This is a genomic window from Verrucomicrobiaceae bacterium (assembly GCA_016713035.1).
In the GTDB taxonomy this organism is placed as follows: Bacteria; Verrucomicrobiota; Verrucomicrobiia; order Verrucomicrobiales; family Verrucomicrobiaceae; genus Prosthecobacter.
In genome coordinates this window covers 1,165,235-1,181,131 of sequence record JADJPW010000001.1, presented here as the reverse complement: position 1 = coordinate 1,181,131, position 15,897 = coordinate 1,165,235, and the positions used below count along the sequence as shown (strand labels likewise).

Here is a 15,897-nt window from a genome sequence, read left to right as displayed (position 1 = left end):
GATTTCGGCCTTCGTCATTCAGAAATCCATCAAGCGGCACGAAGGGAGCGCCAGGGCTCCTGGTCACTGACATCGACGAGGCCCGGCTCGTCCGCTTTGGCGGGGGACAGGATGGCGAGGAAGACGAGCACCTCATCCCCGGCATTCCAGGTGCCGTGGACCTCCCCCATGGGGATGAAGGCCATGTCACCGGGGCCGAGGATTTTCTTTTCCATGCCCACCCACTGCTCGGCTTTGCCACTGAGGATGTAGATGCATTCCTCACGCGTGGGGTGGGTGTGAAAGGGGTGGCTGCGGCCCGGCTGCATGTTGGCGCGGACGATCATGAGCTCCTGGTTATTGACGATGTCGCTGCGGCAGAGCCACTCCTCCAGCGTCCAGGGGGAGAGGTAATCGACTTTTTCAGCGGCGGTGACGAATCGGCGGGTGGAGATGGCTTCGGCAGACATGGTGTGTGCGATGGTAAAAAGAGCCGCCCTGCATGCAAGGCGGGCTTCCGCACATCAGCATGTGCAGCATCCACACCAAGGAATGCGCGGTGCGGGCGGCTTTCGCATTCTCTGCGCTTGATCGCTCCTCATGGCTCGCTCTCATTCACGTTCTCACCCCCAGAAATACATGTCCAAAGCCCCCATTAAAGTCGCAGTCACCGGCGCAGCCGGCCAGATCGGTTACGCTCTCCTCTTCCGCATCGCCTCCGGTGCCATGTTTGGCCCAGATCAGCCTGTGATCCTTCAGTTGATCGAGGCTCCTTTTGAAAAGCCGATGCAGGCACTCGCCGGTGTGGCGATGGAGCTCGATGACTGCGCTTTCCCGCTGCTCAAAGGCATCGTGCAGACCAGCGATCCCGCGGTGGGCTTCAAAGATGCGAACTGGTGCCTGCTCGTCGGCGCGAAGCCGCGTGGACCCGGCATGGAGCGTGCCGATTTGCTCAAAGACAATGGCAAAATCTTCATCGAGCAGGGCCAGATCATCGACGCCGTCGCGGCGGAGGATGCCCGCGTCGCTGTGGTGGGAAATCCCGCCAATACCAACTGCATGATCGCCGCCTCCCAGGCCAAGCGCCTGCCAAAAGAGCGCTTCACCGCCATGGTGCGTCTGGACCAGAACCGTGCGCAGAGCCAGCTCGCTCAGAAAGCCGGTGTGGACCTCACCGAGGTGAAGGACATCTTCATCTACGGCAATCACAGCCCCACCATGTTCCCCGCCTTTGCCCACGCCACGATCGGTGGCAAAGCGGCCGCTCAGGTGATCAATGACCAGGCATGGCTGGAAGGCCCCTTCTGCGAGACGGTGGGCAAGCGTGGTGCTGCCATCATCGCGGCGCGTGGCGCTAGCTCTGCTGCAAGCGCGGCGAATGCGCTGGTGGACCATGTGCGCTCGCTCGTCACTCCAGGGGCGATCCACAGCATCGCGGTGAAGAGCAATGGGCTCTACGGCTTTGATCCAGAGGTCTGGGCCGGTATGCCCGTGCGCACCACCACGCCTGGCAGCTACGAAGTCATCACCGGCTATGCCATGGACGACTTCGCCAAATCGAAGATCGCCGCGACGAACAAGGAACTCGTCGATGAGCGCTCCTTTGTGGCGGAAATGATCGCATAAGGAAAAAAGCCCTCAAAAATGCAGGGCTTACGCACCCAAACTCGACGCTCCATCTCAAAGACAGAAAACAGATGATCTCCAGCAGATTCAGGGAGGCCAGCAGATTGGCTTCAGAAGGAATCTGTTGGCCTCCCTGAATCTGCTGGAAAAATGAAGAGCCTCTTGATTCAGTTTTCGATTTCATGCGTAAGCCCTGCCAAAAATGACCACAGGCCGGTTGGAGCGCAAAAAGCTCCACCGGCCTGTTTTTTTCCCGCGCACTGGCAAAATCGGCAGGCCGCTTCCAAATGGTTTTCCGGTCATCCGCCTTTTGGGAGGCCTCGGGGAACTGTTTTCCCGCCTACTTGGTAAAATCGAGAGGTCGTTTCCAAATGGTTTCCCGGTCATCCGGCTTTTGGGAGGCCTCGGGGAACTGTTTTCCCGCCCACTGGTAAAATCGAGAGGTCGTTTCCAAATGGTTTTCCGGTCATCCGCCTTTTGGGAGGGCTCGGGGAACTGTTTTCCCGCCCACTGGTAAAATCGAGAGGTCGTTTCCAAAAGGTTTTCCGGTCATCCGCCTTTTGGGAGGCCTCGGGGAACTGTTTTCCCGCCCACTGGTAAAATCGAGAGGTCGTTTCCAAAAGGTTTTCCGGTCATCCGCCTTTTGGGAGGCCTCGGGGAACTGTTTTCCCGCCTACTGGTAAAATCGAGAGGTCGTTTCCAAAAGGTTTTCCGGTCGCCTTCCTTTTGGCAGGTCTTGGGAAATTCATTATTTTCAGAAATCGCCAAAAAATAGGACGGATTCCATATTTTCTCCAAAAGGCACTCCCGCACGGTTTTTCAGCCTTTTACTCTCCGCGGCGGAAAAGGCCGCGCATGCGCTGCCAGATGCCTTTTTTCTCGGAGGTCACACTCCTCGCCTCAGGGTCGAGTTTGGCGGCGGGGACGGTGACGGGCAGGGTCTGGTCCCAGCCGCCGCCGAGGGCCTTGATCAGGCTCACGGTGGCGATGAGGCGCTGTCCAGCCAGTGTCGCCATCGCCCGCTGGACCATGAGGAGGGTGCGATTTGCCTCAATGACTTCCAGGTAGGGGCCGGTGCCGGCTTCGTAACGCGTTTTGGCCATTTCGGCGGCTTTTTGAGCACTCCCGGTGGCGCGGACTTGGGCCTCGTTTTGGGTGCTGAGGTTGCGCAGGGCAGCCAGGGCATTTTCCACATCATGGAGGGAGGTGAGCACGGCCTGGCGGTAGTGGGCGAGGGCTTCATCATGGGCAGCGCGGACGCGCTCCATGCCTGCGAGGGTTTTTCCGCCAGAAAACAGCGGCACACTGATGCTGGGGCCGACATTCCAGTTCAGGCTGGTGATCTCGAAAAGCTGATCCACATCGCCGCTGAGGAAGCCGCCGCGTCCGAAGAGCTTCACACTGGGAAAAAACAGTGCCTTGGTGGCTCCGATCTGGGCGGTGGTGGCGGCGAGCGTGCGCTCGGCGGCGGCGATGTCGGGGCGGCGCTCCAGCAGGTCACTGGGCACTCCTACGGGCACGCTGGGCGGTGCGGGGAGGGTGGCGTCCTGGGTTTTGATTTTAAAACGGGAGGGATTGGCTCCGAGGAGGAGTGCGATGGCGTTTTCGAGCTGGTCACGCTGGTTTTGCAGGGCGCTGATTTCTGCCTCTGCGGTGGCGATCTCTGTCTCTGCCTGCGCCTGCTCTAGCTCACTGCCGGCACCGGCTTTCACGCGTGCCTGGGCGATCTCCAGTGCCCGTCTGCGCCATCCGACGGCCTCACGCACGGTGCGCAGCTCACCATCGAGTGCCCGGAGGCGGAAGTAGTTCGCGGCGACATCGCCGTGGAGCCCGAGGAGGACATTCTGCATCGCATTGGCAGCGGCGGCGGCCTCTGCCTGCGCGGCCTCTGCCTGGCGGCGGATTTTCCCCCACAAGTCGATTTCCCAACTGAACTCCAATGGCACGTCGTAGGAGGGGCCATCGTAGCGCAGACCATGGAGCGGGAAGGGGCTGGGCATGTTCTCCGAGGTCATCTGATTGGTGGCATTGCCCGTGGCACTGGCGCTGGGGAAAAAATTCGCGCGTGCGATGCCTGCGGCGGCGCGGGCCTGATCGAAGCGTGCGATGGCGGCCTTCAGGGATTGATTGTCAGCGGTGGCCTGGCGCAGCAGCTCATTGAGCTGGCTATCGCGGAAGACACGCCACCAGTTGCCCCGTGGCAGATCATCCAGGGGCCGCACGGCACGCCATTGGATGGTGGATTTATATTTCGTGGGAACAGAGTTGGCCGGAGGCTGGAAATCGGGTCCTACCGTGACGATCTGGCCCTGGGCGAAGGCGGCCAGCAGAAGAAAAAACACAAAACGCATGAGTGATGAACGCCTTAACGCGTGGAGCGGCGCTGCAAAGTGGTTTTGTGCACTAGATGATGCCCGATTTTGCGATCTGAAAGGCGTGAGCGGGATTTCTTTTGTTTTCACAGGCGGGGCTGCGCATAAGTGTCGGGCTCATCAACGGACTCACTCCCACTTTTAAAATCTCGCTATGAAACGTAATCGCCTCGGTCGCACAGGAATCGTCGTCACGGATATCTGCATGGGGACGATGACTTTCGGACTCCAATCGGATGAAAAAACTGCCTTTGCCATCATGGACCGTGCGCTGGAGGCGGGGATCGACTTTTTCGATACGGCGGAGATGTATCCGGTGCCGCCGAGTGCGGAGCTCTTTGGAGTAACGGAACAGATCGTGGGGCGCTGGCTGAAGGGGCAGAAGCGCGGTGAGATCATCGTGGCGAGTAAGGTGACGGGACCGGGCCACGGCTGGTTCCGGCCACCGATCCGTGGTGGATTCACGGCGCTGGATCGCCGGCAGATTTTTCAGGCCTGTGAGGATAGCCTGCGGCGGCTACAGACGGACTACATCGACCTGTATCAGACGCATTGGCCTGATCACGGCATGGAGCAGGAGGAGACGCTGTCTGCGCTCACCGCCCTGATCGACCAGGGGAAGATCCGCGCCTGGGGCAGCAGCAATGAGACCTGCTGGGGCGTGATGAAGAATCTGTGGGAGGCGGAGAAGCATGGACTGGCCCGCATGGCGAGTGTGCAGAATAATTTCTCCCTCATCAATCGCCGCTGTGAGAGCGAGCTGGCTCAGGTGTGCCGAAAGGAAGGCGTATCACTGCTGCCCTACTCGCCGCTAGGCGGTGGGGTGCTGACGGGGAAGTACAATGGCGGAGCACTGCCACCAGGGGCGCGGTTCACCGATTACATCACCAAAGGGCAGCCCCGGCAGAAGCGGATGGCGGCCCGCTTTGTGAATGAGCGCACGCTGGAGACGACGGCGCGGCTGCAAGTCATCGCCGCTGATCTCGGTGTGAGTGTGACGGCGCTGGCGCTGGCCTGGAGCCGGCAGCATGACTTTGTGGCATCCACCATCGTGGGTGCGGTGACGCTGGCGCAGTTTGAAGAGAGCCTGAAAGCTGCTGATCTGGTGCTCGATGCTGCGACGCTGGCCCGTATTGATGAGATAGACGCGGAAATCCCCACTCCGATGACGGAGGACGGACTGCGCCGTCTGTAATCCATCCCGTACGACTTTTTTGAAATCGCTTATGTCTCCTTTTGACCTCCAGGTGAACGGCTATGCCGGCACCGACTTCAACCGCGATGGCCTGACGGCTGAGGCGCTGCACCATGCGTGCGAGTGCCTCGTCGAAGATGGCTGTGAGCAGATCCTCGCGACTTTCATCACGGATGAGGTGCCGGTTTTGGAAAGGCGGATGCGTGCGCTGGCGGAACTGCGTGCAAAGGATGAGCTAGCCCAGCGTGTCATCGCCGGGATTCACATCGAGGGGCCATTCATCAATCCGGTCAAAGGCTACGTGGGAGCCCATCCACCCCAGGCCGTGAGGCCCGCCAATGTGGAGGATGCGAAGCGCCTGCTCGATGCCGCTGGTGGGCTCGCACGCCTGATCACGCTGGCACCCGAGCATGATGAGGGCAGTCGGACGACGGCCTTCCTCGCAGGGCAGGGGATCGTGGTCTCTGCGGGGCATTGTGACCCGAGTCTGGATCAACTGAATGCGGCCTGTGATGCGGGACTGAGCATGTTCACCCATGTGGGGAATGGCTGCCCCGTGCAGATGCACCGGCATGAAAATGTGATCCAGCGTGCGCTCGCACTGCATGAGCGGCTCTGGCTGTGCTTCATCCCAGATGGGGTACATGTGCCCTTCTATGTGCTGAAAAACTGGCTGCGCGGTATCGGCCTGGAGCGCACCATTTTCGTGACGGATGCGATTTCTGCCGCCCGGCTGGGACCTGGGCGCTACACGCTGGCTGGGTGGGACATTTTGATCGGTGACGATCTTGTCGCACGCTCGCCGGATGGCAGTCACTTTGTCGGTAGCACCGTGACAGTGCCCCGGATCAAAGAAAACGCCCTGCGCCACCTGGGCATGAGTGAATCGGAGCTCCAGAAGGTGCTAGATACCAATCCGCGCCGTGCCATGGCCAGATCTGACAGACTCTAGGTGAGCAAAACCTTCTTTTTACTGTCTCAAAGGCGTCTATTGTGTACGCTGCCCACCCCCACCGCATGAATTTGTGCCGTTTTGCCATCTCTGCTGCCCTCAGCGTACTCCTCATGAGTATGCTGCTGGGTTGCAAAAGCATGAAGGCTCCTGGCAAGGATGCCGCCAAGGATGGAACCAAGGACGCAGCGGCAGCGCCAGCTGACCCGAAGGCAAAAAAAGACGGCAAAGAGCAAACGCCCGTCCCCCCGGCAAATGAGGCGGGCAAGCCGCCGACCCCAGGCGCCGCAGACAGCTCGCCCATCGACGTCGCCTTCCTCCTGAGCATGAGCTATGCGGAGGCCAAGACGCTGAGCGCGAACTTCCTCGAAATCCCGCCCTTTTACAAAATCGCGGCGGATGAAATCGAGATCACCAAAAAGAACGAAGACGGCACCCCGCGCCGCGTGCGGGCAAAGGGCCGCGTCTTCATCGAAATGAGCTACCTAGAGCCCGCGAAGGCGCTGTGCCAGGAATTGCTCTTGAGCTCAGAGGAGCTGATCCTGCGTGGCAAACCCGTGCTCCAGCGTGGGAATAGCACGGTGGAGGGGATCGACGACTACACGATTTTTTACATGTTCGGTACACGGCTACGCGTCATCGGGCCGCACCGCCTGACCAATCCTGACCGCCTCGCATCCAGCGTGGATGCCTCTGGCCTGCCCACGCTCGGAGCCTGGTCTAGCGCACCGAATCCGCTGCTGCCGCCGCTCACCGAAGGTGCCGTGCCAAACATGATCCGTCTGGAGGCCCAACAAGCCTCAGAGGCAGAGGCGCTGCATCAGAAGGCGCGGAGTGATTTTGGCCCCGCCCAGTTGGACGGCCCTGCCATGCCCCCTGAGTCGCCGAAAAAGGACATCCCGGCGAAAAAAGAAACCCCGCCGCCCAGTACAAGCACCGAGAAAGCCAAATCGACTCCTGCGGAGCCCAAAACCACCAGCGAGCCGAAAAAGACTGATCTTCCAAAGAAGGCCCCAGAAGCCCCGAAACTGCCCGAGGTGCCGAAAAAGGCTCCTGATGCTCCCAAAGTGCCCGAGGTGCCCAAAAAGGCCCCTGATGTGCCCAAAGTGCCCCAAAAGCCTCAGAGCTGAGGAACGGCCGTCCGAGAGATAAATGACCGCAGAATGGCGATTCCATTCTGCGGTCGTATTTGAATCAAACGTAGGAGCGGATGGCTCCGACGCGGACACGGCGGACGCCGCCGGTATCGGTCGGCAGATCGAGCTCTTCACCCGGTGTTTTGCCGATGAGGGCCTTTGCGGCCTCCGAGAGGTAACTGATGATGTTTTTATCGAGGTCGCCGTCCCAGGCACCCAGGATGGTGAGGGACTCGGTGGTGCCAGCGGCGATGTCGAGCAGGTCGGTGACGGTGCCGATGCCGATTTTATCGGTGGTGGCTCCAGCGAAGTCCGTGCCGTGGGCGTGGCGGATTTCGCGTTCGTATTTGCCCTGCATACGCAGGAGGACGGCCTGCTGGTCGCGAGCGGCTTTGTAACCGCCGTTTTCGCGGAGGTCGCCTTCGTCGCGGGCGATTTGGATTTCGCGTTTGTTCTCGGGGATCTGGACGTTGACCAAGTCTTCGAGTTCTTTCTTCTTCCGCTCCAGGCTTTCCCAGGAGACGATGAGGCGGTTATCCTGCCGTGCGCTGACGTTTTCCTCCATCATGCTTTCCATCTCAGGCCGGGATTTGATGATACGGGCCATGAGTGAGCGACGGGTGAGGTCGTCAAAGGAAGTATTGCCCAGGAGTCGCTTGGCGAGGAGGCGGATGTCTTCCTCTTCAGCCTCTGCGACCATTTCACCCAGAAGGGTGGTGTCATCGGAAAGCAGGCTCTGGAGGCGTCCAGTGCGCTTCGGACCGCCTTCCATCTGATCGTGGTCGATGACGTCGAGGATGGCGTGACCCAGATCGATGTCGAAGACGCTTTCGGCGAGGGCTTTGCGCTCACGGGCCATCCAGATGAGGAGGTCGGAGGAGAGATCGCGGTTGCGGAGGGATTTCTTCAGGGCATCGGCCAGCACATCGAGCTCGTCATTGGCATCGAGCACGGTGGCGATCTCAGCGACGGCTTTGCCACCGGTCTTGGTGAGGTGGAGGAGGATCTCCGGCACCCAAGCGCGGTTCTGGAAGGCATCTGGGAAGGCGCGGTAGATGCGGCCGAGGCTGGCGGAGGGGAAGGACTTGATCGTATCTGCCAAGGTGGTGCGTGTCTCGCTGACGAGGTCGGAGAGCTTCATGCTGCCGAGCGGGGCGGTGGCACCAGGGAGGTTCTCGATGAGTTCATCACGGGCCAGGAGCAGCTGGAGGCTCTCTTTCGGATTGAGCTTGTAGGCTTTGCGGACGCTGTCGGAGAGATCCTGGAAGGCGGGGATGAGCTCGGTCTTCGGGTCTTCAAAGAGGTCGATGTCTTTTTGGATGCTGGCGAGAGCGGCGAGCTTGGCCTTCAAGTCACGGGCGGAGAGGAGGCCGTTGACCATGATGGAGGAGGGCTTTTCACCCTGATCACGGAGGAGGAGCTTTTCACTGCGCTTGGCCGGGACGACGACATGGCGGTGGGCTTTGAGTGTTTTTTTGGTACCTTCCCACCAGCGCTTGTAGTCGGCCTCTGGGACGATCAGGCCTTTGATCAGGCCTTCAAGGGCATCGAGCGTGAGGCTGTTGCCGTGGCTCTTCAGGGCCAGCTCGACGAGGGCAGGGGCATTGTTTTTGGCGAGATCCTGGAGACCTGCGAGATCGGCGACGCGGCGAGCGAGGAGGTGATCGGAGGGGAGGATTTCCAGCGAGTTGGAGGCAAAGCCCAGCTTCATGCTGTGGCCGGGTTTACCTTCGAAGTCGATGCCGATCCGATCACCGAGCAGATCCCATTCGGTGATCTTGCCGACTCCCCAGCTTTTATGCTGGACGACGGTTCCGGGTTCGAGTTTGGCGAGTTTTTCAGCGTCGGCGGAGGAAATTTTTCCTGCGGCCACAAGATTTTGCACCTCTGGATTCATGGGACGGGCAGACTAGACGCTGATGGGATGGTAGCAAAGGATTCCTGTCCTTGAGCACAATTTCCTGATATTCCCTGTTGCCAAACCAGTGTAATTTTTGCTAAACAAGCACTGCCTCATGAAAAATCGCCTTCTTCTACTCGCTCTGACCGCCGCTACGCTCGTCGGCACCGCTTTCGGTGACATTCAGTCCCCTCCCGGACATCATTTTAACTGGAGCCGCAAATTGAGCCGTGGTTTCGGCAACCTCGCCTTCGCTCCTGGTGAATATTTCTCCCGCTGGCGCTACACCAACCAGCAGGAAGGCCCCGTCGCTGCCTTCTCTGATAGCCTGATCGAGGGCACGAAGCGCACCATCGTCCGCGCTTTCTACGGCGTGTATGAAGTCGCCACTTTCCCCTTCCCATCCTGGAAGATGACCTACCGCCCACCATACTACCGCAAGGAGTATGTGGACAACTGGTGGGGCTACACCGAGTTCAATCAGAACCTCGGCTCCGTCTCCCACGCTGGTTATTCCCGCACTCAGATGTGGTAATCCGTTGGAGGTGAGATTTTTTTCGGGCGCAGGCTGTTCACCGGCCTGCGCCTTTTCTTTTTGCAAAAACACGCCTAAGCAGCCATCAAAGCGCCCCGCCATGCCCGCCGCCGCCCATATTGACATCCAGCACGTCGCCAAGCTCGCCCGTCTCACGCTCACGCCTGAGCAAGCTGCGCACTACGAACAGCAGCTCAATGGCGTGCTCGAGTACATCGCCACGCTCACCGCGCATGATTTGGGCGATGTGGAGCCCACCGCGCATGCCATGCCCGTCTATGATGTGCTGCGTGAGGATGTGTCCCGTGCGGGCTTTTCACCTGAGCAAGCGCTGCAAAACGCCCCCAAACGCATCGCCGACCAGTTCCAAATCCCCAAAGTCATCGAATAACGCCTGCACCCACTGATGTCCCTCGCTACCCAGACCATCTCGCAGCTCCGCGCACGCCTCACAAAAGGTGAGATCACCTCCCGCGACATTGTTCAAGAGCTCGCCACCGCCATCGCCGCGCGGAATGGCGATCTCGGAGCCTACCTGAGCCATGATCTCGATGCCGCGCTGAAGGAAGCCGATGCCGCGGACCTGAAAAAGCCCCTCGGTGGCATCCCCATCGCCATCAAAGACAACATCAACGTCATCGGCCAGCCCTGCACCTGCGCCTCGAAGATCCTCGCGGAAAATTACTCCTCGCCCTACGATGCCGGAGCCATCGAAAAGCTCCGCGCTGGCGGTGCGGTGCCCTTTGGCCGCATGAACATGGATGAATTCGCCATGGGCAGCACCACGGAAAACTCTGCACTTGGCATCACCCGCAATCCGCGCGATCTCAGCCGCGTCCCCGGTGGCTCTAGTGGCGGCAGCGCCTCCGCCGTGGCTGGTGGCATCGCCATCGCTGCGCTCGGCAGTGACACCGGCGGCTCCATCCGCCAACCCGCCGCTCTTTGTGGCTGCGTGGGGCTGAAGCCCACGTATGGCCGCGTCTCACGCTTCGGGCTCGTCGCCTTCGCATCCTCGCTCGATCAGATCGGCCCCATCACGCAGACGGTGGAAGACGCCGCGCTCGTGCTCAATCACCTCTGCGGCAAAGACCCGCGTGATAGCACCTCACTCGATGCTGCTGTGCCGGATTTCACCGCCACACTCGGCCAGGACATCCGTGGCCTTCGCATCGGCCTGCCAAAGGAGTATTTCATCGACGGCACGCATGCTGGAGTCACCGCCGCAGTCGATGCCGCGATCAAGAAACTCGAATCCCTCGGAGCCATCATCGAGCAAATCAGCCTACCTCACACCGAGCTGGGCGTGGCCACCTATTATGTTCTCGCCCCCGCAGAAGCCAGCGCCAATCTCGCCCGCTTCGATGGCGTGCGCTACGGCCACCGCAGCAGCACCGCCACGGATCTGATGAGCCATTACACGCAGAGCCGCGCAGAGGGATTCGGCCCCGAAGTGCAGCGCCGCATCCTCCTGGGCACTTACATGCTCAGCAGCGGCTACTACGATGCCTACTACATCCGGGCGCAGAAGGCTCGCACCCTCATCCGTCGCGACTTCACGGATGCTTTTGCCAAAGTCGATGTCATCCTCAGCCCCACCAGCCCCGCTCCCGCGCACAAGCTCGGAGAACTGAAGGACAACCCACTCGCCGCCTACCTGGAAGACGTCTTCACCATTCCTGTGAATCTCGCCGGCCTCCCTGGCATCAGCGTTCCCTGCGGTGAAGTCGCCGTCGATGGTGTGCATCTCCCCGTCGGCCTCCAAATCATCGGCAAGCCGCTCGATGAAGCCACCGTGCTCCGCGTCGCTCATGCCTATGAGCAATCTCGCTGAGGCTCAGGCCGCCCCTTGCTGGATAAACTCCAGCGCCTTCGAAAAACTCGCCTGCGTGAGATAATGGTTCAGCCGTGGAGGCAGCTCCGCACGCCGTGCAGCATGCTCCGCCGTGATTTCCTGCGAGACCTGCCCCAGCGCCGCTAGATGCGCCGCTGCATCACGGTCCCTGAACGCGTGATCCGCGATCAAATCGAGCCGTTGCTGGAGGAGAAGTCGAAGTCGTTCCATGGGGCCGGATGCATAGCGATGCGGCAGCATAAATCATGAGCAAATCGCGATTTTGATAGGCTCAGGATAGGAGCCGTCACATTCCTGCGGGACTCCTTGCCCTGTCCTATGTCCTATCTACCATCGGCGGCCTCCTTTATGACTCACGCCGTACTCAGCCTCCTCAAAGAACACCGTCATCCCATGCGCATCGACCTTATCGGCGTGGCAGGCAGTGGCATGAGCGGTCTAGCACTGCTGCTACTCGGCCTGGGGCATAAGGTCAGTGGCTCGGACAAGGCCACCACGCTCGAAACGGAGCGGCTCGAAAAGCTCGGGCTCCAGTTCTTCCACGGTCACACGGAGAAGGAGGTCGAGGACTGTGACATGGTCATCTACTCCAGCGCCATCAAGCCGGGCAATATCGCCTACGAAGCCGCTTACAAGCAGGGCATCCCGCTCATTCGCCGTGCAGAGGCGCTCGCGGCTGTCATGGCGAACAAAAAAGGCGTCATCGTGTGTGGCACGCATGGCAAAACGACGACTTCTGCGCTCACCGCCCATGTTTTGCGCCAAGGCGGCCTCAAGCCCAGTCACTACGTGGGTGCGGAGATTCCCATCCTCGGCTCGAATGCGCATTGGGATACCGAGGGAGAGCTGTTTGTGGCTGAGGGGGATGAGAGTGATGGCACGCTCGTTCATTTCCACCCTCAGCACGCCATCGTGCTTAATATCGAGCCCGAGCATCTCGACTTCTATGATGGCATCGAGGCAATCAAGGCCGTCTTCCGCCAAGTACTCAGTCAAACACCGGGACACTGGGTTTACTGTGCTGAAGACCCCGTCGCGAGCGAGGTCTGCGCGGGCTCCCAGAGCGTCAGTTACGGCTGGAGCCGTGAGCACGACTTTTCTGCGAATATCCTCAGCATGCGGCCAGATCACTCAGAGTTCGAAGTGTATCAAAAAGGCCAACTTCTCGGCACCGCGACGCTGGGCATCCCCGGTAAGCACAATGTCAGCAACGCTCTCGCCGCCATCGCACTCGCGACGAAGAGCGGAGTGACGTTTGAGGCCATCCAGCATGCTTTGCGCTCCTTCCGTGGAGCCAAGCGCCGTTTCGAAATCCGTCACAGCAGTGAGCGCTTCACCGTGGTGGACGACTACGGCCATCATCCGAGTGAAATCGCCGCCACACTGGCCACTGCGAAGGGATTGCAGGCCAAACGCATCGTCTGTCTCTTTCAGCCGCATCGCTTCAGCCGCACGCAATTGCTCAAAAAGGAGTTCGGAGCCAGCTTCGGCGATGTGGACGAGCTTTTTGTCACCGATGTCTATCCCGCCAGTGAAAAGCCACTGCCCGGCGTGAGCGGTGAAACCATCCTCGAAGAAGTGCGGCTGCAAAATGACCACACCAAGACCGGCAGCACGCCCACCATGCCCATCGCACGCGATAAGGTGGGCAATGCACTGCGTCCCGGCGATCTACTCATCACTCTCGGTGCAGGGAACGTCCATGAAGTCGGCCGCTGCATCGCCCGCGATCTCCCCGTGCTCGAAAAACTCTGCTCCATCCTCGATGCGCATGGTGGCGGTGCTGCCAGGCTCTATGAGCCGATGAATCGGCACACCACCTTCCTCATCGGTGGCCCTGCGCAGTATTGGATCGAGCCGCACACCGTCGCGGCCTTTGCAGAGGTGGTGAAGCACCTCCGCGCCACCTCCGTGCCGATTCGGGTCATCGGTCGCGGCTCGAATCTGCTCGTCAAAGATGGCGGCATCCGCGGAGCCGTCATTCATCCGAGCAAAGGCGAGTTCGAGGAAGTCAAAGCGGAAGGCATGCGCCTCATCGTCGGTGTCGGAGCTCGCTTGAAGAAGATCGCCAGCGCCGCGCGGAATGCCGGTATCGGCGGCCTAGAGTGGATGGAGGGGGTCCCAGGGAATCTCGGTGGTGCTTTGCGCATGAATGCGGGAGCGATGGGTGCAGAGGTGTTCGATCACGTCGTCAGCGTACGCTTCATCGCCGCAGATGGCAGCATTCAGGCGAAGCCGCTCGCGGAAATCCAGCATCACTACCGCAGCGTGCCGGAGTTTGAGGACCGCTACATCGTCGGAGCCGTGTTGGAGGGCAAAGCCGCGCCGCAGACGCAGATCGATGCCGGTTTGGAGGCTAGCCGCGTGAAGCGCCGCACCTCCCAGCCCATCGGAGCCAGCGCTGGCTGCATTTTCAAAAACCCAGAGCTCTGCGGCGCAGGCAAGCTCGTCGATGAACTCGGCCTCAAAGGCACCCGTGTCGGCCAGGCAGTCGTTTCGCCCGTGCATGGCAACTTCATCGTCAATGAAGGTGGTGCCACAGCTCGCCAAGTGCTCGATCTGATCGCTCAGATCAAAGAGAAAGCCCTCGAGGAGCGTGGCGTCACACTCGATCTCGAAGTGAAGGTCATCGGTGAAGATCAGCCGCTGGCTCTGTAGGCCGCTTCTTCCATTCCAGGACTTGGCCACTCTTGATCAGGTGCTGACGCAGCTCGTCGTAATCGACCTGCTGCACCGGCACTTGCTCGTCGATGGCGAGGCATGCTGCTGTGGCGGCACTCTGGCTGGTGATCATCAGCACGGGCTCCATGCGGATACTGGCAAAAGCACTGTGACTGGCACTCAGAGCGAAGGTGACGAACAAATTCCCGCACTCAGAGGCTTTCGGCACGATCGCCGCATAACCGATCTGATAGGGACCGAAACCACCGCGCCCACCCGCCAGCTTCCCCTCCCGGATGACGACGCCATTTTTGACGATGCGGCGTATCTCATGCACATCCGTGCCGTAACTGCCCAGGCCCACAGACTTATCCGCCACCTGCTTGCCAAAGGTGTGATGCTCCGTGAGCACCAGATCACTCACCATGCGGCGTGCCTCACGGATGTAGAGCTGGTGTGGCCAGCCGCCCGTGTCGCGGAATTCATCCTTCGGCAAACCGAAGCGCTGCATCTCGCGGCGGACTTTCTCTGGCACTCGCTTATCCGTGGCGAGGAAGTGCAGCAGGCCACGGTGGTAGCCCTCATGTGCCTGGGCGATTTTTTCACGCTGCGCATGGCTCGCCGAGGGCCAGGCATGGCTAGCACCGGGTAGATTGCCGCCAAAGGTGGCCGTGTTGAAGTCCCACTTCTCATTGGGCAGCGGATCATGCTTGGAAAACCAGCGCAGATCCATGTCATCACCATTTTGCACACAGGCCTCGATGAAGCGTGCGACGATTTCGTAGCGCTTTGCATCATAGTCTGCGGGTGGCGTGATCGGTAGGCGATTCGCCGGATCGGTGGTGAGACAGAGGCGGTAGCAATAGGCCTGCACGCCGGGAGCTGGCTCACCGGGCTTCCCCACATCATCCATCTCCACCAGGGGCAGGGTGCCGCTGTCTGGGCATCCCAGGACGACATACGGATCGAGCGGGAAATCCCGGTCCCACACGCCTTGGCCACCCGTGACGCGTCCATTCGCTCCTGGCATCAGGTGGCCGGAGCGGGGCTGATACTTCGCGTCATACTGGATGCCATTGAGCGATTCACCATACTTCGCATTGCCCTCACGCATCAGGGTGAAGCTCACTCCGGCCTTCGCCATCAGATCGCCTTCATAAGTGGTGTCGATGAACATCTTCGCCTGGATCGTATCGCCATTCTCCAGCGTCAGCGAAGTGATGCGTGCGGCCTCACGACTCACCTCCGCTAGGCGGGCACCGCGCAGCACGCGGATACCGGCTTCCTTCACCATCTCCTCGAACACCCTTTCGGCCAGATGCGGCTCGATGGCATAGGCACCGCCCGTAGCAGGGCCACCATTGCTGATGAAGGGCTGATCCCAGGCTAGTTTCTTGCCATACTTGCCCACTAGCCGTGTGAAATACTCCCGTGCGATGCCGCCGACGCTGCGTGGATCTCCGATGTCCACCGCGCTGAGTCCACCGCTGGTCATGCCACCGAGATGCTGCCCTGGCTCTGCTAAGATGACGCTTTTCCCCATGCGAGCGACTTGCACCGCCGCCGCGACACCGCCGCTCGTGCCGCCATAGATGCATACCTCCGCCTCATGCACCTGAGCAGCAGGAGCTTGGAGCGTGAGGAGGATGAATAGGAGTGTTCTGCGCATGATGAGGAGCTGTGTGGTGA

At 60.3% G+C, this 15,897-nt stretch carries 13 protein-coding genes; 8 read left to right on the top strand and 5 right to left on the bottom strand.

Going from position 1 to position 15,897, the window contains the following annotated elements:
• Window positions 1–29: 29 nt before the first annotated feature.
• Window positions 30–449: a cupin domain-containing protein gene (locus tag IPK32_05130; GenBank protein ID MBK8091378.1), complete on the bottom strand. Its 420-nt coding sequence runs from the start codon at window positions 447–449 to the stop codon at window positions 30–32.
• 169 nt (window positions 450–618) lie between these two features.
• On the opposite strand from IPK32_05130, the gene IPK32_05125 reads away from it, so the two are divergent.
• Complete coding sequence (locus IPK32_05125) at window positions 619–1,605, top strand: malate dehydrogenase (GenBank protein ID MBK8091377.1); 987 nt, start codon at window positions 619–621, stop codon at window positions 1,603–1,605.
• 827 nt (window positions 1,606–2,432) lie between these two features.
• On the opposite strand, the gene IPK32_05120 is transcribed toward IPK32_05125, so the two are convergent.
• On the bottom strand, window positions 2,433–3,956 hold the full coding sequence (locus IPK32_05120; protein ID MBK8091376.1) for an efflux transporter outer membrane subunit: 1,524 nt from the start codon (window positions 3,954–3,956) through the stop codon (window positions 2,433–2,435).
• Window positions 3,957–4,131: 175 nt separating this feature from the next.
• On the opposite strand from IPK32_05120, the gene IPK32_05115 reads away from it, so the two are divergent.
• From IPK32_05115 to IPK32_05105, 3 genes are all read left to right on the top strand, one after another.
• Window positions 4,132–5,172 carry an aldo/keto reductase gene (locus tag IPK32_05115; protein MBK8091375.1) on the top strand — a complete coding sequence of 347 codons (1,041 nt, stop codon included), beginning with the start codon at window positions 4,132–4,134 and terminating at the stop codon, window positions 5,170–5,172.
• Window positions 5,173–5,203: 31 nt separating this feature from the next.
• Entirely contained in the window at window positions 5,204–6,124 is a 921-nt protein-coding gene (locus IPK32_05110; GenBank protein ID MBK8091374.1) for an N-acetylglucosamine-6-phosphate deacetylase, read from the top strand.
• Window positions 6,125–6,264: 140 nt separating this feature from the next.
• Entirely contained in the window at window positions 6,265–7,254 is a 990-nt protein-coding gene (locus tag IPK32_05105) for a hypothetical protein (GenBank protein ID MBK8091373.1), read from the top strand.
• 64 nt (window positions 7,255–7,318) lie between these two features.
• On the opposite strand, the gene IPK32_05100 is transcribed toward IPK32_05105, so the two are convergent.
• Window positions 7,319–9,157 (bottom strand): GreA/GreB family elongation factor, encoded by a 1,839-nt coding sequence (locus IPK32_05100; protein MBK8091372.1) that lies wholly within the window; start codon window positions 9,155–9,157, stop codon window positions 7,319–7,321.
• Window positions 9,158–9,275: 118 nt separating this feature from the next.
• Between IPK32_05100 and IPK32_05095 the strand changes: the two genes are divergently transcribed.
• From IPK32_05095 to gatA, 3 genes are all read left to right on the top strand, one after another.
• Entirely contained in the window at window positions 9,276–9,695 is a 420-nt protein-coding gene (locus IPK32_05095; GenBank protein ID MBK8091371.1) for an exosortase system-associated protein, TIGR04073 family, read from the top strand.
• Window positions 9,696–9,795: 100 nt separating this feature from the next.
• Window positions 9,796–10,086 (top strand): Asp-tRNA(Asn)/Glu-tRNA(Gln) amidotransferase subunit GatC, encoded by a 291-nt coding sequence (gene gatC, locus IPK32_05090; protein MBK8091370.1) that lies wholly within the window; start codon window positions 9,796–9,798, stop codon window positions 10,084–10,086.
• A 15-nt stretch (window positions 10,087–10,101) separates the two neighbouring features.
• Window positions 10,102–11,526 carry an Asp-tRNA(Asn)/Glu-tRNA(Gln) amidotransferase subunit GatA gene (gene gatA, locus IPK32_05085; protein ID MBK8091369.1) on the top strand — a complete coding sequence of 475 codons (1,425 nt, stop codon included), beginning with the start codon at window positions 10,102–10,104 and terminating at the stop codon, window positions 11,524–11,526.
• A gap of 3 nt (window positions 11,527–11,529) precedes the next feature.
• Here gatA and IPK32_05080 read toward each other — a convergent pair whose 3' ends face one another.
• Entirely contained in the window at window positions 11,530–11,757 is a 228-nt protein-coding gene (locus IPK32_05080) for a hypothetical protein (GenBank protein ID MBK8091368.1), read from the bottom strand.
• 138 nt (window positions 11,758–11,895) lie between these two features.
• Between IPK32_05080 and murC the strand changes: the two genes are divergently transcribed.
• Window positions 11,896–14,205: a UDP-N-acetylmuramate--L-alanine ligase gene (gene murC, locus IPK32_05075; GenBank protein ID MBK8091367.1), complete on the top strand. Its 2,310-nt coding sequence runs from the start codon at window positions 11,896–11,898 to the stop codon at window positions 14,203–14,205.
• Here the strand turns inward: murC and IPK32_05070 are convergent.
• The gene (locus IPK32_05070; GenBank protein ID MBK8091366.1) at window positions 14,174–15,877 is read right to left on the bottom strand and encodes an FAD-dependent oxidoreductase; all 1,704 of its coding nucleotides are present in this window, start codon (window positions 15,875–15,877) and stop codon (window positions 14,174–14,176) included. The two genes, murC and IPK32_05070, sit on opposite strands and share 32 nt — an antisense overlap.
• Window positions 15,878–15,897: the final 20 nt, after the last annotated feature.

Coding starts and splice junctions, on each gene's coding strand:
- IPK32_05130 (MBK8091378.1), bottom strand. CDS start 449: ATGTCTGCCGAAGCCATCTCCACCCGCCGATTCGTCACCGCCGCTGAA.
- IPK32_05125 (MBK8091377.1), top strand. CDS start 619: ATGTCCAAAGCCCCCATTAAAGTCGCAGTCACCGGCGCAGCCGGCCAG.
- IPK32_05120 (MBK8091376.1), bottom strand. CDS start 3,956: ATGCGTTTTGTGTTTTTTCTTCTGCTGGCCGCCTTCGCCCAGGGCCAG.
- IPK32_05115 (MBK8091375.1), top strand. CDS start 4,132: ATGAAACGTAATCGCCTCGGTCGCACAGGAATCGTCGTCACGGATATC.
- IPK32_05110 (MBK8091374.1), top strand. CDS start 5,204: ATGTCTCCTTTTGACCTCCAGGTGAACGGCTATGCCGGCACCGACTTC.
- IPK32_05105 (MBK8091373.1), top strand. CDS start 6,265: ATGAAGGCTCCTGGCAAGGATGCCGCCAAGGATGGAACCAAGGACGCA.
- IPK32_05100 (MBK8091372.1), bottom strand. CDS start 9,157: ATGAATCCAGAGGTGCAAAATCTTGTGGCCGCAGGAAAAATTTCCTCC.
- IPK32_05095 (MBK8091371.1), top strand. CDS start 9,276: ATGAAAAATCGCCTTCTTCTACTCGCTCTGACCGCCGCTACGCTCGTC.
- gatC (MBK8091370.1), top strand. CDS start 9,796: ATGCCCGCCGCCGCCCATATTGACATCCAGCACGTCGCCAAGCTCGCC.
- gatA (MBK8091369.1), top strand. CDS start 10,102: ATGTCCCTCGCTACCCAGACCATCTCGCAGCTCCGCGCACGCCTCACA.
- IPK32_05080 (MBK8091368.1), bottom strand. CDS start 11,757: ATGGAACGACTTCGACTTCTCCTCCAGCAACGGCTCGATTTGATCGCG.
- murC (MBK8091367.1), top strand. CDS start 11,896: ATGACTCACGCCGTACTCAGCCTCCTCAAAGAACACCGTCATCCCATG.
- IPK32_05070 (MBK8091366.1), bottom strand. CDS start 15,877: ATGCGCAGAACACTCCTATTCATCCTCCTCACGCTCCAAGCTCCTGCT.